Below are 23,337 nucleotides of genomic sequence, written 5' to 3' on the forward strand. Positions count from 1 at the left end.
GTTCTGCTTTCAGCGCGGCGCCTGCGACCGCTGCACGCCGCCGCACTTGTCGCGGTCCGCGCCTTCGCGCCATGATGAAGGTCTGATCGGCTCGACCCATCCGCCACTGCCGCCCTGAACGGCGCCGCTCCGTGCAAGGAACCGTCGCATGTACCAGGCCTTCGCCGCCCTCAAGCGCCACTTCGCCGCACTGCACTGCGCGGCCGAGCACTGGTCGCTGCGCTACGTGCGCCAGGACGACCGCCAGCTGTGGGTGCGCAAGCACATCGCCGAACCGCCGCGCTTCAGCCGCGACGAGGGCGCCATGCTCAGCGTGCGCCTGGCGGGGGTCGAGGCCTATGCGGCGACCAGCGACCTGTCCCGCCAGGGCCTGCAGGCCGCCCTCGAGCAGGCGACCGAACTGGCCCGGCGCCTCGCGTCCTGCGCCCTGCTCGACCAGCGCACGCTGGAACCCTCCAGCGCCCGCGGCGACTACCGCTCGCCCGGCCTCGACCAGCCCTTCCCCTCGCTCGCCGAGTGCTACCAGCTGCTCGCCGCCGAGTCGGCGGCGGTGCCGGGCGATCCGCGCCTGGTCACCTGGCGGGTCGGCCTGCAGGTCAGCGAGGTCGAGCAGCTCTACCTGAACAACAGTGGCGCCGAGCTGAGTTCGGCCCAGCGCTTCATCTACCCGCACCTCGGCGTCACCGCCTACGACGGCAGCGACAGCCAGACCCGCCACCTCGGCGGCGCCCACCTCGGCCAGCAGGGCGGCGCCGAGGTGATCGCGCGCCTGGGCCTGGTCGGCGCCGCACCCCGGGTCGCCGACCAGGCCCTGCAGCTGCTGCTAGCACCCAACACGCCCAGCGGGCCACGCGACCTGCTGCTGATGCCCGACCAGATGATCCTGCAATTGCACGAGTCCATCGGCCACCCCCTGGAGCTGGACCGCATCCTCGGTGACGAACGCAACTTCGCCGGCACCAGCTTCGTCAAGGCCGAGGATTTCGGCCGCCTGCAGTACGGCTCGCGGCTGCTCAACGTGAGCTTCGACCCGACGCCTGCCGAGGAGCTGGCCAGCTACGCCTTCGACGACGACGGCAGCCCGGCGCGCAAGACCCTGCTGATCCGCGACGGGCTGTTGCTGCGCCCCCTGGGCGGCGCCCTGTCGCAGCTGCGCAGCGGCCTGCCGGGGGTGGCCAACAGCCGCGCCAGCAGCTGGAACCGCCCCCCCATCGACCGCATGGCCAACCTCAACATCGAGCCGGGCAACCACAGCCTGGCGCAGCTGATCGGCGGCATCGAGCAGGGCATCCTGATGGCCAGCAACCGCTCCTGGTCCATCGACGATGCGCGCAACAAGTTCCAGTTCGGCTGCGAGTGGGGCCAGCTGATCGAGCACGGCGAGCTGCGTGGGGTGGTCAAGAATCCCAACTATCGCGGTGTCTCCAGCCAGTTCTGGCGCTCGCTCAGGGCGGTCGGCGACGCCAGCACCGTCGAGGTGCTGGGCACCCCGCACTGCGGCAAAGGCGAGCCGAATCAGGTGGTGCGGGTCGGCCACGCCACCCCGGCCTGCGTGTTCGCCGCGGTCGACGTATTCGGCGGAGCCAGCTGATGAACGATCACGCCCTCAGCCAGTTCGAGGCCCTCAGTCAGTGGCTGGGCGGCGCCCTGCTCGCCGACGAGGAGTTCAGCCTCGGTTACAGCGCCGAGTGCTCCGACTTCGTCCGCTTCAACCAGGCCAGAGTGCGCCAGGCCGGCCAGGTGCGGCAGGCCAGCCTGAACCTGCAGCTGATCCACCACGGCCGCCATGCCGAGCAGCAGCTGAGCCTCAGCGGCGTGCCGCAGGTCGACCGCCAGCGCCTGGGCGAGGCCGTGCGGCAGCTGCGCGCGATCCTGCCCCTGCTGCCAGCCGATCCCTACCTGCAGTTCAACCGCGAGCCCTGGCACAGCCAGGCCCAGCGGCTCGAGACCCTGCCCGACAGCGCCGAGGTGATCGCCGAGGTGACGCGCCAGGCCGCCGGCCTCGACCTGGTCGGTTTCTACGCCGCCGGCCCCATCAGCCGCGGCTTCGCCAGCTCCAGCGGGGCCTTCGGCTGGCACCAGGCGAGCAGCTTCAACCTCGACTGGAGCCTGTTCCACGGCAACGGCCAGGCGCTCAAGGCGCAGTACGCCGGCCAGCACTGGCAGGCCGACGCCTTCGCCGAGCGCCTGCGCCAGGGGCAGGAACAACTGGCCTACCTGGGCCTGCCTCCGCGCACCCTGGCGCCCGGCGACTACCGCGCCTACCTGGCCCCCGCCGCGCTGCAGGAGCTCCTCGAGCTGCTGGCCTGGGGCGGGTTCTCCGCCCAGGCCCTGGCCGAGAAGGACAGCCCGCTGCAGCGCCTGCACAGCGGCGAGGCCCGGCTCAGCCCGCTGCTGCACCTGCACGAGCAGGTCAGCGACTCGCTGCTCCCCGGTTTCTCCAGCGAGGGCTTTGTGCGCCGCGACCTGTGCCTGATCCGCGCCGGCCTGGCCGAGGAAAGCCTGGTCAGCGCCCGCAGCGCCGCCGAGTACGACCTGCCGGCCAATGGCGCCAGCCCCTGGGAGGCGCCGTCCGCCCTGGCGATGGCCGGCGGCGATCTGCCCCAGGAACAGGTTCTCGAACGCCTCGGCCGCGGCCTGTATATCGGCAACCTGTGGTACCTCAACTACTCCGACCGGCCCGCCGCGCGGATCACCGGCATGACCCGCTTCGCCTGCTTCTGGGTCGAGGACGGCCGCATCCAGGGGCCGCTGACCAGCATGCGCTTCGACGACAGCCTCTATCGCCTGCTCGGCAGCCAGCTCGAGGCGCTGACCCGCGAACGCGAGCTGAGCCTGTCCACCAGCACCTACCAGCAGCGCCACAACGGCTCGACCCTGCTACCCGGTGCCCTGCTCGGCGGCCTGACCCTGACCCTGTAGCGCTGGGCCTCGCGGCGTCCGCCGTCGGGCCGGCGCGGCCAGCGGCACCGCGCCTAGCCGGCCGCGCCTGTTACACTGCGCGCCATTTCGTTCTTTCGCAGGTTCCAACCGTGACGTCCACCGCCTTCAACTCCCTGCCGCTGTCCGCCGCCATGCTGGCCAACCTCGAGTCCCTCGGCTACGCACAGATGACGCCGATCCAGGCGCAGAGCCTGCCGGTGATGCTCAAGGGCCTGGACCTGATCGCCCAGGCCAAGACCGGCAGCGGCAAGACCGCGGCCTTCGGCATCGGCCTGCTGCATCCGCTGAACCCTCGCTACTTCGGCTGCCAGGCCCTGGTGCTGTGCCCGACCCGCGAGCTGGCCGACCAGGTGGCCAAGGAGATTCGCCGCCTGGCCCGCGCCGGCGACAACATCAAGGTGCTGACCCTCTGCGGTGGCGTGCCCTTCGGCCCGCAGATCGGCTCCCTGGAACACGGCGCGCAGATCATCGTCGGCACCCCGGGGCGGGTGCAGCAGCACCTGGACAAGGGCACCCTGAAGCTCGACGGGCTCAACACCCTGGTGCTGGATGAGGCCGACCGCATGCTCGACATGGGCTTCTACGACAGCATCGCGGCGATCATCAATCAGACCCCGAGCCGGCGCCAGACCCTGCTGTTCTCCGCCACCTACCCGGCGGCCATCAAGCAGCTGTCCGCCGCTTTCATGCGCGACCCGCAGCAGGTCAAGGCCGAGGCCCTGCACGACGACAGCCAGATCGAACAGCGCTTCTACGAGATCGCCCCGGAGCAGCGCCTGGACGCGGTGGTCAAGCTGCTGGCCAGCTTCCGCCCCGAATCCTGCGTGGCCTTCTGCTTCACCAAGCAGCAGTGCCAGGAAGTGGTCGATCACCTGGGCGGCCGCGGCATCTCCGCCGCGGCGCTGCACGGCGACCTCGAGCAGCGCGACCGCGATCAGGTCCTGGCGATGTTCGCCAATCGCAGCCTGTCGGTGCTGGTGGCCACCGACGTAGCCGCCCGCGGCCTGGACATCGACGCCCTGGACATGGTGATCAACGTCGAGCTGGCGCGCGACTCGGAGACCCATATCCACCGCGTCGGTCGCACCGGCCGTGCCGGCGCCAAGGGCCTGGCGGTGAGCCTGGTGGCACCGGCCGAGGCGCACCGCGCCCAGGCCGTGGAGACCCTGCAGAAAGGCGCGCTGACCTGGCACCCGCTGGACAGCCTGAAGGCACAGGCCGGCGAGCCGCTGCAACCGCCGATGATCACCCTGTGCATCGGCGCCGGGCGCAAGGACAAGCTGCGCCCCGGCGACATCCTCGGCGCCCTCACCGGCGAGGCCGGGATTCCCGGCACCCAGGTCGGCAAGATCGCCCTCTTCGACTACCAGGCTTTGGTCGCGGTCGAGCGCGGCATCGCCAAGCAGGCGCTCAAGCGCCTCACCGACGGCAAGATCAAGGGTCGTTCGCTGCGCGTACGCGCACTCTGAGCCCCGACCAACCGCGGCCGCACCCGCTACAGGAGTTGATCGTGCGCAACATTCTGGTCATCGAAGACAGTCCGCTGGTACTGAAGATCCTCCAGCACCTGTTCCGTCAGGAACCCGAGCTGCAGCCGCTGTTCTGCGCCTCGCTGGCCGAGGCCCAGGTCATGCTGGAGAGCTCCGCCAGCCTGTTCTTCGCCGCCATCGTCGACCTGCACCTGCCGGATGCGCCGAACGGCGAGAGCGTCGACCTGGTGATGCACTATGGCCTGCCGTGCATCGTGCTCAGCGGCTCGTATGACGAACAGCGGCGTGACCAGCTGCTGCTCAAGGGGGTGGTCGACTACGTGCTCAAGGAGAGCCAGCACTCCTACGAGTACGCCTTCCGCCTGCTGCACCGCCTGGAAAGCAACAGCCGGGTGAAGATCCTCGTCGCCGAGGACTCCGACGCCACCCGCCAGTACATCCGCCATGTGCTGGCGCCGCACCGCTTCCAGCTGCTCGACGCCCGCGACGGCGACGAGACCCTGCGCATCCTCCAGGCGCAGCCGGATATCGACCTGCTGGTGGTCGACCACAGCATGCCCGGGCTCAGCGGCTTCGAGCTGGTCAAGCTGCTGCGCCAGCAGATGAAGCGCCACGAGCTGATCATCATCGGCCTGTCCGCCGACGCCAAGGGTTCGCTTAGCGCCAAGTTCATCAAGCACGGCGCCGACGACTTCCTGCGCAAGCCGTTCTGCCCGGAAGAGCTGAACTGCCGGGTGATCTCGACCCTGGAGCGGCGCGACCTGCTGCGCGCGCTCAAGCAGGCCGCGCAGTACGATGCGCTGACCGGCCTGAACAACCGCCGGGCCTTCTACGAGCAGAGCGTCGGTCAGCTGCAGCAGGCGCAGCGCGCCGGCCGCGCGCCAAGCGTGGCGATGATCGATCTGGACTACTTCAAGCGCATCAACGACCAGCACGGCCACGCCAGCGGCGACGCCGCCCTGGTCGCCTTCGCCGGCGCCTTCCTCGAGGCCTTTCCCGACGCCCTGCTCGCGCGCCTCGGCGGCGAAGAGTTCGCCCTGCTCAGCCAGCAGGACGCTGCCGACCTGGCCCAAGGCCTGAACCGCTTGCGTGTGCGCTGCGCCGGGCTGCCTTACAGCGCTGGCGCGCCGCCGCTGTCCTTCAGTGCCGGGGTCAGCCAGGGCGCGGGGGCCAGCCTGGAGAGCCTGCTGCACGAGGCCGACCAGCGCCTGTATCGCGCCAAGCACCAGGGCCGCGGCCTGACAGTCTGGCAGTAGCGCTACAGGCCGTGGCGCCGGAAGATGGCCGCATAACTGCCATCGGCGCGCATCGCCTCGATGGCGCGGTTGAACGCCTCGGCGATGCGCTGATGATCGGGGCGACCGAGCCCCACCAGGACATGCAGGCCGTTCTCGCTCAGCGGCTGCGCGACGAACTCCAGATCATCGCGGATGTCCCGCAGCTCGCGACCGAAATGGTAGCGCGCGACTATCTCGTCCTCCGGCATCAGCTCCACCCGCCTGGCATGGACCATGCGCGCGCCGCTGAGAAAGCTGCTGACCTTGACCTTGCGCAGTCGCCCGTCCTGGTCGAACGCCGGTGAATAGGCGTAGTCGCGCATCACCGCGATGCGATGGGGATAGAGATCGGCCAGCGTGTCGAACTGCAGCGGGCGATCCTTGCGTCGCAGCAGGCGGATGCGATTGACCATAAACGGCCGGGAGAAGTAACCGAAGGCGCTGCGTTCCTCGCTGTACCAGGCGTTGATCAACACGTCGTAGTCGCCCAGGCGCAGGCCGCGCACGGCTCGGGCCCAGGGCACCTCCACATAGTCGGTGGCATAGCCGGCACGGTTGAACGCGGTCTCGACCAGGTCCGAGGCCAGGCCATGGTTGAGCAGCTCCTGGTCGTTGAACGGCGGCCAGTGGCTGGCGACCAGGCGCAGCCGCTCCGCGGCCCCGGCGGACCAGGCCAGGCCGGACCAGGCCAGCAACAGCAGCGACAGACAACAGACGCGCAAACCTGTCATAACGGGCTATCCATAGCGAAACATTGGTCAATACTAGTCATCACGCACGAAAACACCTGTGGCCTGGGTCTCGTCGTGGCGCCCGCCTGGCCATTGCCCACCGCCCCGGCAACGCCATCCCATCCGCGAGGAACCGCCGATGAACAGCCTGCGATCGTTGTCGAGCCTCGCCCTGCTGCTGTGCAGCCTGCTCGCCCAGGCCGCCGACGGACTGGTGGTGCTGCCCAGCCCGCACAGCGCCGCCGATACCATGAACCGCCTGGAGCTCGCCGTAAAGCAGCGCGGGCTGCTGGTCTTCGCCCGGATCGACCACGCCGCCGGCGCCGCCAAGGTCGGCCAGCCGCTGCGTCCCACCGAACTGCTGATCTTCGGCAACCCCCAGGGCGGCACGCCGCTGCTGCAGTGCGCGCAGAGCGCCGGCATCGACCTGCCGCTCAAGGCGCTGGTCTGGGAGGATGCCGCGGCCCGGGTCTGGCTCGGCTACAACGACCCCGCCCATATTGCCGAACGGCATGGGATCGCGCAGTGCCCGGTGGTCGGCAAGTTGAGCAAGGCCCTAGCGGACATCGCCACGTCGGTCGTCACGCCCTGAAGCGCGGCCATCGGGTAAGATGCACGCTGTTCGGTTCCGCGCTGGCGGCGCCAGTCGGGTTGTGGGGAAGTGGCTGTGCAAGTGACGGATGTGGTGATTATCGGCGCCGGCGCCGCCGGTTTGATGTGCGCGCTGACCGCCGCCGGGCGCGGCCGGCGGGTGCTGCTGCTGGACCACGCCAACAAGGCCGGCAAGAAGATCCTGATGTCCGGCGGCGGACGTTGCAACTTCACCAATATGTACTGCGAGCCGGGCAACTTCCTCTCCGAGAACCCGCATTTCTGCAAGTCGGCCCTGGCCCGCTACAGCCAGTGGGACTTCATCGGCCTGGTGGCCAAGCACGGCGTGCCCTACCACGAGAAGAAGCTCGGCCAGCTGTTCTGCGACAACAAGTCCAGCGACATCCTCGAGATGCTCCTGGCCGAATGCGCCGAGGTCGGCGTCGAGTTGCGCCTGCAGACCTCGGTCAGCGAGGTCGCCCGAGTGGACAGCGGCTACCAGTTGCAGACCAGCGCCGGCCAGGTCGCCTGCCAGTCGCTGGTGATCGCCACCGGCGGCCTGTCGATCCCCACCCTGGGCGCCAGCGGCTTCGGCTATCAGGTGGCCAAGCAGTTCGGCCACCAGCTGTTGCCGACCCGCGCCGGGCTGGTGCCGTTCACCATCACCGACCCGCAACTGAAGACACTGTGCACGGAGCTGTCCGGCACCTCGGTGGAAGACTGCCTGGTCAGCTGCAACGGCCAGAGCTTTCGCGAGAACATCCTGTTCACCCACCGTGGCCTCAGCGGCCCGGCGATTCTGCAGATTTCCTCCTACTGGCAGCCGGGCGACAGCATCAGCATCGACCTACTGCCGCATATCGACCTGCCGGACTGGCTGGCCACCCAGCAGGCGGCGCGACCGAACAGCGAGCTGAAGACCCTGCTCGCCGAGTTGTTCACCAAGAAGATGGCCGGCCTGCTGGCCGACAGCTGGTTCGTTTCCAAGCCGCTGAAGCAGTACAGCCCCGCCGAGCTCAGGGCCATCGCCGAGAGGCTCGCCGACTGGCGCCTGGTACCGGCCGGCACCGAGGGCTATCGCACCGCCGAGGTGACACTGGGCGGCATCGACACCCGCGAGGTGTCGTCCAAGACCCTGGAGTCGCTGAAGAGCCCGGGCCTGTATTTCATCGGCGAGGTGCTCGATGTCACCGGCCACCTCGGCGGCTTCAACTTCCAGTGGGCCTGGGCCTCGGGTTACGCGGCGGCGCAGTATGTCTGAGCCATACCCCGCCATCCCGGCGCAGCTAGGCTGACTCCACCCCACTCGCCTCCTTCCAAGGATCGTTCGCCCGCATGACCCAAGACCAAGGACTGATCTTCGCCATCCTCGCCGCCACCATGGGCCTGTTCCTCTGGGGCCGCTGGCGTCACGACATAGTTGCCCTCGGCGCGCTGCTGGCCTGCGTGATCACCGGCCTGGTGCCGGATCAGCAGGCCTTCGTCGGCTTCGGCCATCCGGCGGTGATTACCGTGGCCTGCGTGCTGGTACTCAGCTTCGGCCTGCAAAGAACCGGGGCGGTCGACGCCATGGCGCAGCGGATATTGCCCGCCAATGCCGGACCGATGCTGTCGATCGCCGCCCTGACCGGGCTGGGCGCGGTGTTGTCGGCCTTCATGAACAACGTCGGCGCCCTCGCCCTGCTGATGCCGATCGCCTTGAAGATCGCCAGCAAACAAGAGCTGCCCCCCGGTCGCCTGCTGATGCCCCTGGCCTTTGGCACCATCCTGGGCGGCATGACCACGCTGATCGGCACGCCGCCTAACTTGATCGTCTCCAGCTTCCGTGCACAGAGCGGTGCCGGGCCCTTCGCCATGTTCGACTTCAGCCCGGTAGGAGTCGCCGTGGCGCTGACCGGCGTGCTGTTCATCGCCTTGGTCGGCTGGCGCCTGGTGCCGCGGCGCGAAGTGGCCGGCGCGGCCGGCTTTGATACGGGGACTTATATTACCGAGGCCCGGGTCAAGGAAGGCGCCAAGGCAGTAGGCAAGAGCCTGCGCGAGGTCGAGCAGCTGCTTGAGGAAGCCGACGCCCAGGTGGTGGGCATGGTGCGCAACAAGCTGCGCCTGTCGGCACCCAACCCGCGGCGCATCCTCCAGGCCGACGACGTGCTGATGATCGAGGCCGAGCCGGAGGCCCTCGGCGACGTGCTCAGCAAGCTGGGGCTGACCCTGGCCGCGGCGAAGAAAGCCGACAACAAGGCGGCTGATCAGGACGGCAACGCTGCCCAGGCAACGCCGGAAAAGAATAAAGCCGACGAGAAAAAAGACAGCAGCCATGAAGAGCGCGTCTTGCAGGAGCTGCTGGTACGCCCGGACTCTCCGCTGCTTGGCCTGGCGGCGAGCAATATCCGCTTGCGCCATCGCTACAACATCAACCTGCTGGCCATCTCACGGCACAGCCACCGTTCGATCAAGCGCCTGCGCTCAACCCAGTTCGAGCGCGGCGACGTGCTGCTGATGCAGGGCGAGGCAAGCGATATCAGTGATTTCGCCGGTGACTATGCCTGCGTGCCCCTGGCCGACCGCGCCATCAGCATCCCCAACCCGGGCCAGGCGGGCCTGGCCGCCGGGGTGATGCTGCTGGCGGTGGTGCTCGCCGCATTCGGCGTGCTGTCGGCGGCGGTGGCCTTCGCCGCCGGCATGCTGGTGTTCATGGTGGCGCGGATCGTCCCCCTGCGCCTGCTCTACCAGTCCATCGACTGGCCGGTGATCGTGCTGCTCGGCGCCATGATTCCGGTGGCCGGGGCCATGTCCGAGAGCGGCGCCGCCGACCTGTTGGCGCGCCTGCTGATGGAGCACGTCGCCCAGGGCAACCCAGTGGTGGTGCTGACTCTGCTGCTGGTGGTGACCATGACCCTGTCGGACTTCATGAACAATGCCGCAACCGCCGCGGTGATGTGCCAGATCGCCCTGAGCGCGGCCAGCCAATTGGGAGTCAGCCCCGACTCGCTGCTGATGGCGGTGGCGATCGGCGCGTCCTGTTCGTTCCTCACCCCCATCGGCCACCAGAACAACACCCTGATCCTCAGCCCGGGCGGCTTCCGCTTCGGCGACTACTGGCGCCTCGGCCTGCCGATGGAAATCCTCGTGGTAGTGGTCAGCGTGCCGCTGCTACTGCTGGTCTGGCCGCTCTGACGCGACCGGCGCTCAGGCGGTCGGCGTCACGCCGAGGACGATATTGAAGCGGGCCACCTGCTCGCGCGCCACCGAGCCGGCCACCGGCACGAATGGCACGATCAACAGCTCGCGCAGCCTGGGGTCGCCGATCGAGTTGAGGATGCCGTCGCGGGCGTTCAGGCGTTCGCCACGGATATAGCACTGGGTGGCAAAGCGCGGCTGCCCCGGCAGGGTGACGGCGAAGTGGATATGCGGCGTGCGCCCCGGGTAGGCCACCGGGCGGATGGTGCGGAAGCGGTAGCGACCGTCGCTGCCGGTGAGGAAGCGGCCGTAACCCTGGAAGTTCCCATCGCGCCGCGCACGGTCGCCGCCCTGGCTGTGCAGGTAGATGCCGTGGGCGTCGACCTGCCAGATCTCCACCAGGGCATCGGCCAGGGGCCGGCCGCGCGCATCGCGAATCCGCCCGTGCAGATGCACCACGGTGCCGCTGGCCGGCGTCAGGTTGTCGCCGACGATCAGCAGGTCATTGTCCCGGTCCAGCGGCAACGGGTCGGGATAGAAGGGGCCAAGGGTCTGTGCCGGGGTCAGCAGACGCTCGGCGAAGGCCCCCGGCGCACCGAGCAACAAGGCGGCGCTGCCCATGCCGGCCAGCAGCCGGCGCCGACTGATACACCCATTGCCCATGCCGTGCTCTCCCATGAGCCAATACCTGCACTAGAGATTAGCCGGGCTTGGCGGGGGCGTGACAACAGGACGGCCGAACCGCGCAACCGAGAAGGGGCCGCGGCGCCGCCCGCCATCCAGGCGGCGGGCGACCGAGCGCTCGGGCTAGAGGTGCTCCAGCACGCTGGTGGCCGAGTGGTACGCCAGGCCATGGGCCTCGGCGACGCTGCCGCAGGTGATCAGGCCCTTGGCCACGTTGAGGCCGTTGCACAGGTGCGGGTCCTCCTCCAGGGCACGCCGCGTGCCCTTTTCGGCCAGGGCGATGACGAACGGCAGGGTCGCGTTGTTCAGCGCCAGGGTCGAGGTGCGCGCCACCGCGCCGGGCATGTTGGCCACGCAGTAGTGCACCACCTCATCGACCACATAGGTGGGGTCGGCATGGGTGGTGGCCTTGGAGGTCTCCGCGCAGCCGCCCTGGTCGATGGCCACGTCGACCAGCACCGCGCCCGGTTGCATCTGCCTGATCATCTCGGCACTGACCAGCTTCGGCGCCGCCGCACCGGGGATCAGCACCCCGCCGATCACCAGATCGGCCGCCAGCACCTGCTCGCGCAGGGCGGTGCGAGTCGAGTAGAGGGTGGTGATGCGGTTGCCGTACTGGGCATCCAGGCGGCGCAGGGCATCGACGCTCTTGTCCAGCACGGTGACGTCCGCGCCCAGGCCGACGGCCATGGCCAGGGCATGACTGCCGACCACCCCGCCGCCGAGTATCACCACCTTGCCCGGGGCCACGCCCGGCACCCCGCCAAGCAGCACGCCGCGGCCGCCGCGGGCCTTCTCCAGGCAGCTGGCGCCGGCCTGGATCGACATGCGCCCGGCCACCTCCGACATCGGCGCCAGCAACGGCAGGCGGCCGTTGGCGTCGGTCACGGTCTCATAGGCGATGCAGGTGGCACCGCTGGCCATCAGCTCGTCGGTCTGCGGCCGATCGGGCGCCAGGTGCAGGTAGGTGAACAGCGTGTGGTTTGGCCGCAACCGGGCGCGCTCGACCGCCAGCGGCTCCTTGACCTTGACGATCATCTGCGCCTCGTTGAACACCTGGGCCGCATCCTTGGCGATCTGCGCGCCGACCGCCAGGTAGTCGGCGTCGCTGAAGCCGATGGCGCTGCCGGCATGGGTCTCGACCAGCACCTCATGCCCCAGCACGGTCAGCTCGGCCACCGACTGCGGTGTCAGGCCGACGCGGTACTCGTGATTCTTGATTTCCTTGGGAACACCGATGCGCATAACTACCTCCAGGCGGAAACCGGATGACCATAGGAAAAGTCTAGGCAACGCGCGCCCGGAGCCGGTCTGAATTGGCCGCGCTTTTCAGGAGTATTTCCTGAAATTTCTGTTTTTACGGCAGATCGACACTGGCGAAGGCCGCCCGCTGCCGGACGGTCCTACTGGCGCCTCAGTTGCCTTGGCCGAACAGCAGCTTGCGCGCCTCGGCGGTACGCAAGGCATCCGGGTCGCGGTTGACCTCAGCGGCCAGGGCATAGGCGCGCTGCACCGCTGGCCGCGCCGCCATGCGCGCGAGCCAGGCGGCCATGTGCGGGAAGTCCTCCAGACGCTGGCGCTGCGCCTCCCAGCCCTTGGCCCAGGGATAGATGGCCATGTCGGCGATCGAATAGGCGCCAGCCACGTACTCTCGCCCGGCGAGCTGACGATCGAGTACGCCATACAGGCGCGCGGTCTCCTTGACGTAGCGCTCGATGGCATAGGGGATCGACTCCGGCGCGTAGCGCACGAAATGGTGGTTCTGCCCGGCCATGGGCCCGACCCCGCCCATCTGCCAGTGCAGCCATTGCAGCACCTGATAGCGCGCCCGCGCCTCGCGCGGGAGGAACTGCCCGATCTTGTCCGCCAGGTACTCGAGGATCGCCCCCGACTCGAACAAGGCGATGGGTTCGCCGCCATCCCCCGGGCTGTGGTCGACGATGGCCGGGATGCGGTTGTTCGGCGCAATCTTGAGAAAGTCCGGGTCGAACTGCTCGCCCTTGCCGATGTGCACCGGCTTGATCCGGTACTCCAGGCCGCTTTCCTCGAGGAAGATGCTGACCTTGTGGCCGTTCGGCGTGGTCCAGTAGTAGAGATCGATCATACCGCCGCCTGTCCGCCCGGTTCGGCCCGCTTCACCGCTCCGCAGGCGCGCTCGTAGCCCTGCAACAGACGCTGGAACCAGGCCCCGACATGAGACTCCGTGGCCCAGGGCTGGGTGCCCAGGCACCAGGCCCAGAAGAACAGGCCGCCGACCAGGTAGTCGCTACCGCCGGCGCTGTCGCCGTCCAGGTAGGGCTGATCGGCCAGCCAGGCCTCCAGCGGCGCCAGCGCCTGACGCAGCTGCGCTGTGCCCGCCTCGGGATCGGCGAAGGCCTCCAGGCTCATGCCCAGAGCCTTCTCGCGGGTGCTGCGGAAATACGCCTGGTCAGCCGGCGCGATCACCGCGTGGACCCGCGGCACGAGGATCTTCAGCAGCGGCATGCGCAGCGCCTGGAAGATCACCCGCTCGAGCAGTCGCGCCCGACTCTGCGCCTCGCCAGTGCCCAGCAGGGGGCGTTCGGGATAGGCGCGGTCCAGGTACTGGAAGATCGCCACGCTGTCGTGCACCACGCTGTCGCCATCGCGCAGCACCGGCACCAGCTGCTGCCCGGAGCAGGCCAGCGGCGCCTTGTCGGTGAAGCACAACGGCCGGCTGTGGAACTCCAGTCCCTTGTGCAGCAGGGCCAGGCGCACGCGCCAGCAGTAGGGGGAAAACAGCAGCTCGGGGGCGACCCCGCGCAGCTCGAAGAGCTCACGCATGCTCATCTCCTTAAAGGTGAAGCCGAACGGCTCCTGAATAGAACGAAAAATCAGGCAAGGCTGCGCATCACCAGGCGCACCGTGGCCTCGATACTGGCCGGCGGCAGCCCGGATTTGACCTGGGTACGCAGGCCGCTCATCACGCACTGCAGGTAGTCGCCCAGGGCCTCGACATCGGCCTCGGCGCCGAGCTCGCCACAGGCCTGGGCCTGCCGCAGCGCCTGGCAGAAGACCTGACAGAACCCCTCGGTAGCCCGCCGCACGGTCAGCGCCACGCCAGGCTCGCGCTGGGAGAACTCGTTGGCCACGTTGACCAGCATGCAGCCGCGCGGCACCCCGTCGACGCCCTGATCGTCGAGCACCCCGAGCAGCCGCTGGCGGATATAGCCCAGGGGCGAGGGGCTGCGCTCGAGCAACGCGAGCAGCTCGGCCTGGCGCTGTTGGCAGTAGTGGTTGAACGCCGCCTCGAACCAGGCCTGCTTGCTGGGGTAGGTCTGGTACAGGCTGCTCTTCGACAGGCCGGTCGCCTGCTGCAGCTCCTGCAACGACGCGGCCTCGTAGCCACGCCGCCAGAACAGCTGCATGGCGCACTCCAGGGCCTGCTCGGGGCAGAAGGATTTGGGTCGTCCAGGATTCATGGGCCAATTAAGGACCGAACGGTCCTTAATTGCAACCCAGACTATAGTCGATATGAACCCTAGGATTTGGGCATCTTGATGCCTTGGAATAGCTCGACCGGCAATGGAAAGACGATGGTCGAGCTCTTGTCCCCGGCGATATTGCTCAGGGTCTGCATGTAGCGCAGCTGCATGGCGCCCGACTGGCGACCGAGCATCTCGGCGGCCTGCATGAGCTTTTCCGAGGCCTGCAGCTCGCCCTCGGCGTGAATCACCTTGGCCCGCCGCTCGCGCTCGGCCTCGGCCTGCTTGGCGATGGCGCGGATCATCGACTCGTCGAGGTCGACGTGCTTGATCTCGACATTGGCCACCTTGATGCCCCAGGCGTCGGTCTGCGCATCGAGCACATGCTGGATATCCACATTGAGCCGCTCGCGCTCGGCCAGCATCTCGTCCAGCTCATGCTTGCCGAGCACCGCGCGCAGGGTGGTCTGCGCCAGCTGGCTGGTGGCCTTGAGGAAGTCCTCGACCTGGATGATCGCCTTCTGCGGGTCGAGCACGCGGAAGTACACCACGGCATTGACCTTGACCGAGACGTTATCCCGGGAGATCACGTCCTGGGTCGGCACGTCCAGGACGATGGTCCGCAGGTCGACGCGCACCATCTGCTGGATGCCGGGGATGATGATGATCAGGCCGGGGCCCTTGACCCGCCAGAAGCGCCCCAGCTGGAACACCACGCCGCGCTCGTACTCGCGCAGGATGCGGAACGCCGAGACCAGCAGGGCGATCAGCAGCACCGCCAAGGCGGAAAAACTCAGTTCGAAACCCATGGTTACTCTCCTTTGGGCGGTGCCTCTTCGGCCGCCGCGACTTCCAGCATCAAACCCTTGCGCCCCAGCACCCGCACCTGCTGGCCGGCTTGCAACGGCACCTGGCTGACCACTTGCCACTTCTCACCCTGCAATTGCACCCAGCCGCCGCGCAGGTTGTCCGGCGCCACGGCGTCGATCCGTACCAGGCTGCCGAGCAGCTCGGTGTCGCCCCCGACCAGGGCGCGGCGCCTGGCGCGCAGGGCCATGCTCAGAATGACGAAGATCACTAGGCCGCTGGTGAGTCCCAGGGTCAGGATCAGCGCCAGGGGGATGCCGAAACCGGGCACATCGGTATCGATCAGGATCAGCGCACCAAAGCAGAACGCGACGATCCCGCCGATGCCCAGCACGCCGAAACTCGGCATGAAGGCCTCGGCGGCGATGAAGGCGATGCCCAGCAGGATCAGCGCCACGCCGGCGTAGTTCACCGGCAGCAGCTGCAGCGAATAGAGCGCCAGGATCAGGCAGATTCCGCCGAGCACGCCGCCGACTCCGGTACCCGGGTTGGAGAATTCGAAAAACAGGCCGTAGACGCCGAACATCATCAGCAGCAGCGCCACGCTGGGGTTGGTGATCACCGCCAGTAACTGGGTGCGCCAGTCCGGCTCGTGGCTGACCAGCACGGCGCCCTCGGTGTCCAGGGTGACCTCGACGCCCGCGGCGGTAAAGCGCTTGCCGTGCAGCTGCTCGAGCAGGTGCGCCAGGTCGTTGGCCAGGTAGTCGATCACCTTGAGCTGCAGCGCTTCGGCCGCGGACAGGCTGACCGCCTCGCGCACCGCCTGCTCGGCCCACTCGGCGTTGCGCCCGCGCATCTGCGCCAGGCCGCGGATATAGGCCGAGGCATCGTTGATCTGTTTCTTGCTCAGGGTATCGGTCGGCGCGCTGGCCTTTTCCGCCTTCTTCGCCTTTTCCGCCTTATCGGCCTGTTCCTGCTTGTCGGGCTGAGTGGCCGGTTCGCTTTCCTTGCTCGCCTCCGGCTGCTCCGGTTTCGGCGACGGCGAGCCGGGCATGCCACCGATCTGCACCGGCGTCGCCGCGCCGAGATTGGTTCCCGGCGCCATGGCCGCAATATGGCTGGCGTAGAGGATATAGGTGCCGGCGCTGGCCGCCCGCGCGCCGCTCGGCGCGACATAGCTGGCGACCGGAATCGGACTGGCGAGTATCGCCTTGATGATGTCGCGCATCGAGGTATCCAGGCCGCCGGGAGTGTCGATGCTGATCACCACCAGCTGCGCGCCCTCGTCCACCGCCCGCGCCAGCCCGCGCACCAGGTAGTCGGCACTGGCCGGGCCGATCGCGCCATCGACGCGCAGCTCCACCACCAGGGCGGGAGCCGCATTCAGCCAGGTCGGCACCAGCAACAGGGTTAGGGCCAGGCATACACGGCGCGCCGACGCCAACGTCGCGGAAAACTTCACGGTCCTCTCCATGACAGCCGCCACGGTGATGCCTCAGGCATGAGGCGCGACTGCCTGCCTAGAGGATAGTCCATGGTTCATCCCAGGCCGCCGCGTCGCCTGGCGCCCGTGCCTGGCATGCGCTCTGGCGTCGAGGGAGTGCCGCCGATCGCTCTATTCCAGTAGTCTTCGACGCAAGTCTCACGGACAAGGCCGTTCATCGATGTCGTCTCCCTCCCTGCGCCACTCCCTGCGTCGTCTCTGGGCGCTGGACAAGTTCAGCTACAGCCTGCGGGTGTTCATCGCCCTGGGCGGCAGCCTGCTGCTGTGCTGGTCGCAGGGCTGGATGCACGCGCTGATCCCGCTGTTCCTCGGGGTGATCGCCAGCGCCCTGGCGGAAACCGACGACAGCTGGCAGGGCCGGCTCACCGCCCTGCTGGTGACCCTCGGCTGCTTCAGCGCGGCGGCCTACACGGTGGAACTGCTGTTCCCCTACCCCTGGCTGTTCGTCGCCGCCCTGGCCCTGTCGAGCTTCGCCCTGACCATGCTCGGCGCCCTCGGCGAGCGTTTCGCCACCCTCGGCTGGGCCACCCTGATTCTGGCGATCTACAGCATGATCGGCGTGGAGCAGCGCGGCGGCAGCGTCGGCTTCGGCCTGGAACCGCTGCTGCTGGTGGCCGGCGCCGCCTGGTACGGCCTGCTCTCGGTGATCTGGAACGCGCTGTTCGCCCATCAGCCGGTGCAGCACAGCCTGGCCCGGCTGTTTCGCGAGCTGGGTCGCTACCTCAAGCTCAAGGCCGCACTGTTCGAGCCGCTGCGCCAGCTTGATGTGGAGCAGCGCCGACTGGCCCTGGCCAAACAGAATGGCCAGGTGGTGGCCGCGCTGAACGCCACCAAGGAAATCATCCTGCACCGGGTCGGCAATGACCGGCCGAACGCCAAGGTCGGCCGCTACCTCAAGCTGTACTTCCTCGCCCAGGACATCCACGAGCGCGCCAGCTCCTCCCATTACCCCTACAACGAACTGGCCGAGGCGTTCTTCCACAGCGACGTGCTGTTCCGTTGCCAGCGCCTGCTGCGCCTGCACGGCGAGGCCTGTGAACGACTGGCCCAGGCCATCGAACTGCGCCAGGCCTTCGAGTACCGCGAGCTGTGCTCCCAGGCGCTGGCCGACCTGCACGCCTCCCTCGACCACCTGCGCCTGCAGAGCAACCCGGCCTGGCGCCACCTGCTGCGCTCGCTGCAAGCCCTGGCCGGCAACCTCGCCACCCTCGACCGGCTGCTCGGCAATGCCAGCAACCCAGACGCCCTGGCCGAAGAACAGGACAGCAGCCTGCTGGACCGCGAACCGCAGTCGCTGAAGGACGTGGCCGAACGCCTGCGCCAACAGCTGACGCCGACCTCCCTGCTGTTCCGCCATGCCCTGCGCCTGGCCATTGCCCTGGCCGCCGGCTACGGCCTGCTGCACTGGATACACCCGGCCCAGGGCTACTGGATCCTGCTGACCACGTTGTTCGTCTGCCAGCCCAACTACGGCGCCACCCGGCGCAAGCTGGTGCAGCGCATCGCCGGCACGGTCCTGGGCCTGGTGCTTGGCTGGGCGCTGTTCGACCTGTTCCCCAATCCGATGGTGCAATCGTTCATCGCCGTGGCCGCCGGGGTGGCCTTCTTCGCCACCCGCAGCAACCGCTACACCCTGGCCACGGCGGCGATCACCCTGCTGGTACTGTTCTGCTTCAACCAGGTCGGCGACGGCTATGGCCTGATCATCCCGCGCCTGGTCGACACCCTGCTCGGCAGCCTGATCGCCGGCCTGGCGGTGTTCCTGATCCTGCCGGACTGGCAGGGCCGGCGACTGGACCGCATGGTGGCCAACACCCTGAGCTGCAACAGCACCTACCTGCGCCAGATCATCCAGCAGTACGCCAGCGGCAAGCGCGACGACCTGGCCTATCGCCTGGCGCGGCGCAATGCCCACAACGCCGACGCGGCGCTGTCCACCACCCTGGGCAACATGCTCATGGAGCCCGGGCACTTCCGCAAGGAGGCGGACATCGGCTTTCGCTTCCTGGTGCTCTCGCACACCCTGCTGAGCTACCTCTCGGGACTCGGCGCACACCGGGGAGAGATGCTCCTGGCCGATGGCCAGAACCAGTTGCTGAGCAGCGCCGAACGCCTGGCCAGCAGCCTGGATGAAATCGCCGGCGAGCTCGGTGACGGCCGAGCGGTGGCGATCCACAGCGATGCCGAGGAGCAGCTCGCCGCCGAGCTGGAGCGCTTGCCGGAGGAACTCGATGACCAGCAGCGCCTGGTGCAGACCCAACTGGCGCTGATCTGCCGGCAGCTCGGCCCGCTGCGCACCCTCGCCGCCCACCTGCTCAAGGGCCGCGGCGACAGCACGGCGAAGTGGGTGGGCCGCTAACGCAGCGCCGCGGCGATGCTGTGGATTTCGTCCCAGTGCTGGCTGACCAGCGAGAGGCAGCCGTCCTCATCCATCTCATCAGCGGGTGGAGTCAGTTTGCTGAAGCCCACCAGCTCGCTGAGCGGCGGCAAGTCGGCGGCGGGGTTGGTGTCCTTGACCGTGTGGTACAAGCCCAGATTGACCAGGTCGATCAGTTCGATCTGCCGCTGCCGCTGCAGGGTCCAATTGCCGGCATCACGGATGATCTGCACATAGGCCTCGTCCACTGCCCATTTCTTCAGCAGCATGACTCCCAGCGACTTGCTGTAGGCCCGGCACAACTTGTAATAGCGCTCCTGGCTGGGCACCAGTTCCTTGCTCTTGAATGCCGACAGTACGGCCAGCGAGCCAACCTCGCTGAGCAGACACGCCAGCACCGCATGGTCCGCCGGGATGCGCCCGACCATCCGGGCGAGAAAGGCGCAGATGCTGGCCTTGAGAGTCAGCCGATGCCAGGCCTCGAGGAACAGCTGCTTGTGCTCGGCGCTGTGCAGGGTGAACAGGCTTCTGACGCTGTGCACCATCACCACGCGGTCCACCTGCTGCAGGCCGAGCACCCGCAACACATCCAGCAGGTTCCGCGGCGCCATGCGCGAGCGCAGCAAGGCGCTGGACGCATACTTCATCAGCAGGGCGCTGAGCGCCGGATCCTGACCGATCAGCTCGACCAACTGGCTGATGCTGACCTCAGGCTCCGCGAGCGCGCGGCGGATCTTCCAGGTCAGGGTCGGCAGGCTCGGCAGCTGCTCCTGATCGCTCATCAGCTGAGTGATCAGGTCGCGATAGACCGAATAGTCCGACTGTACGGTTTCCATGATGACTTCCCCCGGTATCGCCCGGAGTGTAGCCAAGCGACCTTTCTATTGCGCGGCTTTCCTGAGCCCGGAGCGCTCCCCGACTTTTGCCAGCGAGCATTGCCACGCGGATAATCCGCCTTTCCCCGCCGCACCTTGTGAGTCGTCGATGGACAAGAACACGCTTCACCCGTTGATTATCGAACGCTTGCAGGCCGCTCTGGAGCTGGCGCAGCGCGCCGCATTGAGCGCCTACGAGGCGGCCACCGACGAACAGAACATCGCCGAGAACAAGTACGACACCCTCGGCCTGGAGGCCTCCTACCTGGCGACCGGCCAGGCACGCCGGGCGCAGGAGATCCGCCAGAGCCTGAGCGCCTGGCAGCAACTGACCCTGCGCCCCTTCGACCCGCTGCAGGGCATCCAGCTCGGCGCCCTGGTCTGGCTGGCCGATGCCCGGGAGCGCGAACAATGCCTGCTGCTCGGCCCGGACGGTGCCGGCCTGAAGCTTCAGTGGCTGGGACAGGAGGTAATGCTGGTCAGCCCGCGCGCGCCCCTGGGGCAGCGCCTGCTCGGCTGCGGCCCGGGCGATGAGGTGGAGCTGCGCATCGCCGGCGGCGTGCAGCACTTCGAGGTACTGCGGGTCGTCTGAGCCGGAGCGCAGGCCAGGCCGGCCGCGATCTGCGCTAGGCTGATAGGAGCATGGTTGTGCGCTGGCCGGCGCCCCATCGGCGCCTTATCCACCGAGCAGAGGTACTCGTCATGGAAAGCCCCATCCACAGTCTTCCGTCCCTGTTCAAGCAACTCGGGTTGCCCGCAGATCAGGCCAGCATCGATCGCTTCGTGCGCAACCACTCGCCGCTGGCGCCGACCTGCAAACTCGCCGACGCCGCCTTCTGGAGTCCGGCCCAGGCGACCTTCCTGCGCGAGGAGATCCTCGAGGACGCCGACTGGGCCGAGGTGGTCGATCAGCTCAACGTGATGCTGCGCGGCTGAGCGCTCAGCCGGGCTTGGCCGCCGACAGCTCGCGCCAGGTCAGGTACAGACGCAGGTCGAACTCCAGCTGGCCATAGCCGGGCAGCATGTGCTCGCATAACTGGTAGAAGGCCTTGTTGTGCTCGGACTCCTTCAGGTGCGCCAACTCGTGCACCACGATCATCTGCAGAAACTCCGGCGCCGCCTCCTTGAACAGCGAGGCGACGCGAATCTCCTTCTTGGCCTTGAGCTTGCCGCCTTGCACCCGCGAGATCGCCGTGTGCAGGCCCAGGGCGCGGTGGGTCAGGTCCAGGCGGTTGTCGTAGAGCACCTTGTCCAGCGCCGGCGCATTGCGCAGGTGTTCCTGCTTGAGCGCCACGGTGTAGGCGTACAGCGCCTTGTCACTCTGCACCGCATGACGACCGGCATAACGCCGGCTCAGGTAATCGCCCAGACGCTCTTCGGCAATCAGCTGGCGCACCTGCTCGAGCAACTGCGCGGGATAGCCCTGGAGGTATTTCAGTGGAGTCATGGCCGCGGCCCGGTTGCTCGCTGGGATGGATCGGGGCCGCGGAGTATGCCGCAGCACCGACCCGCAGGCCTACCGTTCGTCGCCTGAAGCCAGCTGGGCGAGGCCCCCGATCACCGAGCAGCCCCCTTGCGCGGTCGATTCGCGCGCGCCAAAGGGTGGACCAATTCACAGAGATGGTACGCACGCTCCAAAAACTGAAAAGCCGGGCTAGGCTTCCTCTTCGCGTCCGGATCGATGCAGTTAAGGACCAGTCGCCAGAGGCCACAAGCCGACCTGGCAACGCACTCTCCCTAAGGATTGGAGGAACCATGTCTAAAACAGTTACCCACTGGCGTTTTCTCAGTTGCTCTCTCGCCCTCGCCCTGTCCACCAGCCTGCAAGCCGCCCCGCCGTCCCCCAGCGACCTGCTCAACGAATTCTGGAGCCCGGCCCGACCGACCTCGGCCGGCTGCAATTCGGTGCTGCTGAACAACAGCCCGCTGGGCCTGCCCCGCTGCATGCAAGCGCGCAAGACCATGTACCACCTGCAGATGCTGCAGGACATCGCCGCCGCCAACGGCGGCACCCGCGCCGCCGGCCTGCCCGGCTACCAGGCCTCGGTGGACTACGTGAAGCAGACCCTCGAGGCGGCCGGCTACCAGGTCAGCCTGCAGCCCTTCCCGTTCACTGCCTTCTATCCCCAGGGCCCGGGCGAACTGGCGGCGCTGGCGCCGACGCCGGCCACCTATGAATGGGAGACAGACTTCACCTACCTGTCGCAGACCGAGGCCGGCAATGTCAGCGCAAGCGTCACGCCGGTCGACCTGGCCCTGGGGCCGAACAACGCCTCGACCAGCGGCTGCGAGGCGGCCGACTTCGCCGGCTTCCCGGTCGGCTCCATCGCCCTGATCCAGCGCGGCGCCTGCAGCTTCCAGCAGAAGGCCGAGAACGCCGCGGCGGCCGGTGCCGTCGGCGCGATCATCTTCAACCAGGGCAACACCGAAGAGCGCAAGGGCCTGCTCAACGCGACCCTCGGCGACTCCTACGGCGGCGGCATCCCGGTGCTGTTCGCCACCTACGACCTGGGCGCGGCCTGGGCCGCCACCGCCGATCTGCAGCTGCGCCTGGTGGTCGACGTGGTGCGCGAGAAGACCGAGACCTTCAACATCATCGCCGAAACCCGCCGGGGCAACCCGGACAACGTGGTGATGGTCGGTGCCCACCTCGATTCGGTGTTCGAGGGCGGCGGCATCCAGGACAACGGCTCGGGCAGCGCGGCGATCCTCGAGATGGCCCTGCAGATGCGCAAGGCCCACCCGCGCAACAAGGTGCGCTTCGCCTGGTGGGGCGCGGAAGAGTCAGGGCTGGTCGGCTCGACCCACTACGTGCAGAACCTCAGTGCGCAGGAGAAAGCCAAGATCAAGGTCTACCTGAACTTCGACATGATCGCCTCGCCGAACTTCGCCTACTTCATCTATGACGGCGACGGCTCGCAGTTCGGCCTCGAGGGCCCACCCGGCTCGGCGGCGGTGGAGAAGCTGTTCGAGACCTACTACCGCCTGCGCGCGCTGCCGTCGGAGGGTGACGAGATCAGCTTCCGCTCCGACTACGCGCAGTTCTTCCTCGACGGCATCGCCTTCGGCGGCCTGTTCACCGGCGCCGAAGTGCTGAAGAGCGAAGAGCAGGCGGCGAAGTACGGTGGCGACGCCGGCGTCGCCTTCGACCCCTGCTACCACCAGGCCTGCGACAACACCCTCAACATCAACCAGCAGGCCCTGGAGATCAACGGCGATGCCGCGGCGTTCGCCACCAGCTGGCTGTCGTTGTCGACCAAGATCATCGACGACGAAATCGCCGCGGCGCAGCAACCGAGCACCCGCGCCTTCAGCGCACAGCAGTCTGCCGCCTATGACATCACCCACTGGGGCAAGCACTGGGTCAAGTAAGGCATCGCCCCTGACCCACAACGAAGAAGCCAGGCCGCAGGGCCTGGCTTCTTCGCTACACGGCCC

Annotated in this window: 21 protein-coding genes; 11 read left to right on the forward strand and 10 right to left on the reverse strand. The window is 67.9% G+C overall.

What is annotated here, in order from left to right:
• Nucleotides 1–148: 148 nt before the first annotated feature.
• The 4 genes from ACSX1D_RS19655 (at nucleotide 149) to ACSX1D_RS19670 (ending at nucleotide 5,689) form a co-directional block, all read left to right on the forward strand.
• Nucleotides 149–1,591 carry a TldD/PmbA family protein gene (locus ACSX1D_RS19655; protein WP_439860064.1) on the forward strand — a complete coding sequence of 481 codons (1,443 nt, stop codon included), beginning with the start codon at nucleotides 149–151 and terminating at the stop codon, nucleotides 1,589–1,591.
• Nucleotides 1,591–2,922, forward strand: coding sequence for a TldD/PmbA family protein (locus ACSX1D_RS19660; RefSeq protein WP_439860065.1), 1,332 nt, complete (start codon nucleotides 1,591–1,593; stop codon nucleotides 2,920–2,922). The genes ACSX1D_RS19655 and ACSX1D_RS19660 overlap by 1 nt, the downstream gene beginning before the upstream one ends.
• Nucleotides 2,923–3,032: 110 nt before the next feature.
• The gene (gene dbpA, locus ACSX1D_RS19665; RefSeq protein WP_439860066.1) at nucleotides 3,033–4,412 is read left to right on the forward strand and encodes an ATP-dependent RNA helicase DbpA; all 1,380 of its coding nucleotides are present in this window, start codon (nucleotides 3,033–3,035) and stop codon (nucleotides 4,410–4,412) included.
• Nucleotides 4,413–4,453: 41 nt separating this feature from the next.
• Nucleotides 4,454–5,689 (forward strand): diguanylate cyclase domain-containing protein, encoded by a 1,236-nt coding sequence (locus tag ACSX1D_RS19670; RefSeq protein ID WP_439860067.1) that lies wholly within the window; start codon nucleotides 4,454–4,456, stop codon nucleotides 5,687–5,689.
• A 2-nt stretch (nucleotides 5,690–5,691) separates the two neighbouring features.
• Here ACSX1D_RS19670 and ACSX1D_RS19675 read toward each other — a convergent pair whose 3' ends face one another.
• Entirely contained in the window at nucleotides 5,692–6,441 is a 750-nt protein-coding gene (locus ACSX1D_RS19675) for a substrate-binding periplasmic protein (RefSeq protein ID WP_439860068.1), read from the reverse strand.
• A 139-nt stretch (nucleotides 6,442–6,580) separates the two neighbouring features.
• Between ACSX1D_RS19675 and ACSX1D_RS19680 the strand changes: the two genes are divergently transcribed.
• The 3 genes from ACSX1D_RS19680 (at nucleotide 6,581) to ACSX1D_RS19690 (ending at nucleotide 10,206) form a co-directional block, all read left to right on the forward strand.
• Nucleotides 6,581–7,033 (forward strand): DUF302 domain-containing protein, encoded by a 453-nt coding sequence (locus ACSX1D_RS19680; RefSeq protein ID WP_439860069.1) that lies wholly within the window; start codon nucleotides 6,581–6,583, stop codon nucleotides 7,031–7,033.
• Between the two features lie 75 nt (nucleotides 7,034–7,108).
• The gene (locus tag ACSX1D_RS19685) at nucleotides 7,109–8,293 is read left to right on the forward strand and encodes an NAD(P)/FAD-dependent oxidoreductase (RefSeq protein ID WP_439860070.1); all 1,185 of its coding nucleotides are present in this window, start codon (nucleotides 7,109–7,111) and stop codon (nucleotides 8,291–8,293) included.
• Nucleotides 8,294–8,367: 74 nt separating this feature from the next.
• Nucleotides 8,368–10,206 (forward strand): SLC13 family permease, encoded by a 1,839-nt coding sequence (locus ACSX1D_RS19690; RefSeq protein WP_439860071.1) that lies wholly within the window; start codon nucleotides 8,368–8,370, stop codon nucleotides 10,204–10,206.
• A 12-nt stretch (nucleotides 10,207–10,218) separates the two neighbouring features.
• Here ACSX1D_RS19690 and ACSX1D_RS19695 read toward each other — a convergent pair whose 3' ends face one another.
• From ACSX1D_RS19695 to ACSX1D_RS19725, 7 genes are all read right to left on the reverse strand, one after another.
• Nucleotides 10,219–10,872: an intradiol ring-cleavage dioxygenase gene (locus ACSX1D_RS19695; protein WP_439860072.1), complete on the reverse strand. Its 654-nt coding sequence runs from the start codon at nucleotides 10,870–10,872 to the stop codon at nucleotides 10,219–10,221.
• A 144-nt stretch (nucleotides 10,873–11,016) separates the two neighbouring features.
• Nucleotides 11,017–12,138, reverse strand: a complete 1,122-nt coding sequence (ald, locus tag ACSX1D_RS19700) for an alanine dehydrogenase (RefSeq protein WP_439860073.1) — start codon at nucleotides 12,136–12,138, stop codon at nucleotides 11,017–11,019.
• Between the two features lie 169 nt (nucleotides 12,139–12,307).
• Nucleotides 12,308–12,997, reverse strand: coding sequence for a glutathione S-transferase N-terminal domain-containing protein (locus ACSX1D_RS19705; RefSeq protein WP_439860074.1), 690 nt, complete (start codon nucleotides 12,995–12,997; stop codon nucleotides 12,308–12,310).
• Nucleotides 12,994–13,695 carry a glutathione S-transferase family protein gene (locus tag ACSX1D_RS19710; protein WP_439860075.1) on the reverse strand — a complete coding sequence of 234 codons (702 nt, stop codon included), beginning with the start codon at nucleotides 13,693–13,695 and terminating at the stop codon, nucleotides 12,994–12,996. The genes ACSX1D_RS19705 and ACSX1D_RS19710 overlap by 4 nt, the downstream gene beginning before the upstream one ends.
• Before the next feature lie 50 nt (nucleotides 13,696–13,745).
• The gene (locus tag ACSX1D_RS19715) at nucleotides 13,746–14,333 is read right to left on the reverse strand and encodes a TetR/AcrR family transcriptional regulator (protein ID WP_439860076.1); all 588 of its coding nucleotides are present in this window, start codon (nucleotides 14,331–14,333) and stop codon (nucleotides 13,746–13,748) included.
• Between the two features lie 59 nt (nucleotides 14,334–14,392).
• Nucleotides 14,393–15,145 carry a slipin family protein gene (locus ACSX1D_RS19720; RefSeq protein ID WP_439860077.1) on the reverse strand — a complete coding sequence of 251 codons (753 nt, stop codon included), beginning with the start codon at nucleotides 15,143–15,145 and terminating at the stop codon, nucleotides 14,393–14,395.
• Between the two features lie 2 nt (nucleotides 15,146–15,147).
• Nucleotides 15,148–16,605 (reverse strand): NfeD family protein, encoded by a 1,458-nt coding sequence (locus tag ACSX1D_RS19725; RefSeq protein WP_439860078.1) that lies wholly within the window; start codon nucleotides 16,603–16,605, stop codon nucleotides 15,148–15,150.
• A 202-nt stretch (nucleotides 16,606–16,807) separates the two neighbouring features.
• Here ACSX1D_RS19725 and yccS point away from each other — a divergent pair, with 202 nt between their 5' ends.
• Nucleotides 16,808–19,006 (forward strand): YccS family putative transporter, encoded by a 2,199-nt coding sequence (gene yccS / locus ACSX1D_RS19730; protein WP_439860079.1) that lies wholly within the window; start codon nucleotides 16,808–16,810, stop codon nucleotides 19,004–19,006.
• Here the strand turns inward: yccS and ACSX1D_RS19735 are convergent.
• Nucleotides 19,003–19,860: an HDOD domain-containing protein gene (locus tag ACSX1D_RS19735; RefSeq protein ID WP_439860080.1), complete on the reverse strand. Its 858-nt coding sequence runs from the start codon at nucleotides 19,858–19,860 to the stop codon at nucleotides 19,003–19,005. The genes yccS and ACSX1D_RS19735 overlap by 4 nt on opposite strands.
• Nucleotides 19,861–20,008: 148 nt before the next feature.
• Here ACSX1D_RS19735 and ACSX1D_RS19740 point away from each other — a divergent pair, with 148 nt between their 5' ends.
• Together ACSX1D_RS19740 and ACSX1D_RS19745 are read left to right on the forward strand one after the other, a co-directional pair.
• Nucleotides 20,009–20,491 carry a GreA/GreB family elongation factor gene (locus ACSX1D_RS19740; RefSeq protein ID WP_439860081.1) on the forward strand — a complete coding sequence of 161 codons (483 nt, stop codon included), beginning with the start codon at nucleotides 20,009–20,011 and terminating at the stop codon, nucleotides 20,489–20,491.
• 110 nt (nucleotides 20,492–20,601) lie between these two features.
• Complete coding sequence (locus ACSX1D_RS19745) at nucleotides 20,602–20,835, forward strand: DUF2789 domain-containing protein (RefSeq protein ID WP_439860082.1); 234 nt, start codon at nucleotides 20,602–20,604, stop codon at nucleotides 20,833–20,835.
• Between the two features lie 4 nt (nucleotides 20,836–20,839).
• Here the strand turns inward: ACSX1D_RS19745 and ACSX1D_RS19750 are convergent, their stop codons facing one another.
• Nucleotides 20,840–21,346, reverse strand: a complete 507-nt coding sequence (locus tag ACSX1D_RS19750) for a YgjP-like metallopeptidase domain-containing protein (protein WP_439860083.1) — start codon at nucleotides 21,344–21,346, stop codon at nucleotides 20,840–20,842.
• 308 nt (nucleotides 21,347–21,654) lie between these two features.
• On the opposite strand from ACSX1D_RS19750, the gene ACSX1D_RS19755 reads away from it, so the two are divergent.
• Entirely contained in the window at nucleotides 21,655–23,271 is a 1,617-nt protein-coding gene (locus tag ACSX1D_RS19755; RefSeq protein WP_439860084.1) for a M28 family metallopeptidase, read from the forward strand.
• Nucleotides 23,272–23,337 lie beyond the last annotated feature (66 nt).

It is taken from the genome of Pseudomonas sp. MBLB4136, from assembly GCF_051904765.1.
In the GTDB taxonomy this organism is placed as follows: Bacteria; Pseudomonadota; Gammaproteobacteria; order Pseudomonadales; family Pseudomonadaceae; genus Aquipseudomonas.

Coding starts and splice junctions, on each gene's coding strand:
- ACSX1D_RS19655 (WP_439860064.1), top strand. CDS start 149: ATGTACCAGGCCTTCGCCGCCCTCAAGCGCCACTTCGCCGCACTGCAC.
- ACSX1D_RS19660 (WP_439860065.1), top strand. CDS start 1,591: ATGAACGATCACGCCCTCAGCCAGTTCGAGGCCCTCAGTCAGTGGCTG.
- ACSX1D_RS19675 (WP_439860068.1), bottom strand. CDS start 6,441: ATGACAGGTTTGCGCGTCTGTTGTCTGTCGCTGCTGTTGCTGGCCTGG.
- ACSX1D_RS19680 (WP_439860069.1), top strand. CDS start 6,581: ATGAACAGCCTGCGATCGTTGTCGAGCCTCGCCCTGCTGCTGTGCAGC.
- ACSX1D_RS19690 (WP_439860071.1), top strand. CDS start 8,368: ATGACCCAAGACCAAGGACTGATCTTCGCCATCCTCGCCGCCACCATG.
- ACSX1D_RS19695 (WP_439860072.1), bottom strand. CDS start 10,872: ATGGGCAATGGGTGTATCAGTCGGCGCCGGCTGCTGGCCGGCATGGGC.
- ald (WP_439860073.1), bottom strand. CDS start 12,138: ATGCGCATCGGTGTTCCCAAGGAAATCAAGAATCACGAGTACCGCGTC.
- ACSX1D_RS19705 (WP_439860074.1), bottom strand. CDS start 12,997: ATGATCGATCTCTACTACTGGACCACGCCGAACGGCCACAAGGTCAGC.
- ACSX1D_RS19710 (WP_439860075.1), bottom strand. CDS start 13,695: ATGCGTGAGCTCTTCGAGCTGCGCGGGGTCGCCCCCGAGCTGCTGTTT.
- ACSX1D_RS19715 (WP_439860076.1), bottom strand. CDS start 14,333: ATGAATCCTGGACGACCCAAATCCTTCTGCCCCGAGCAGGCCCTGGAG.
- ACSX1D_RS19720 (WP_439860077.1), bottom strand. CDS start 15,145: ATGGGTTTCGAACTGAGTTTTTCCGCCTTGGCGGTGCTGCTGATCGCC.
- yccS (WP_439860079.1), top strand. CDS start 16,808: ATGTCGTCTCCCTCCCTGCGCCACTCCCTGCGTCGTCTCTGGGCGCTG.
- ACSX1D_RS19735 (WP_439860080.1), bottom strand. CDS start 19,860: ATGGAAACCGTACAGTCGGACTATTCGGTCTATCGCGACCTGATCACT.
- ACSX1D_RS19740 (WP_439860081.1), top strand. CDS start 20,009: ATGGACAAGAACACGCTTCACCCGTTGATTATCGAACGCTTGCAGGCC.
- ACSX1D_RS19745 (WP_439860082.1), top strand. CDS start 20,602: ATGGAAAGCCCCATCCACAGTCTTCCGTCCCTGTTCAAGCAACTCGGG.
- ACSX1D_RS19750 (WP_439860083.1), bottom strand. CDS start 21,346: ATGACTCCACTGAAATACCTCCAGGGCTATCCCGCGCAGTTGCTCGAG.
- ACSX1D_RS19755 (WP_439860084.1), top strand. CDS start 21,655: ATGTCTAAAACAGTTACCCACTGGCGTTTTCTCAGTTGCTCTCTCGCC.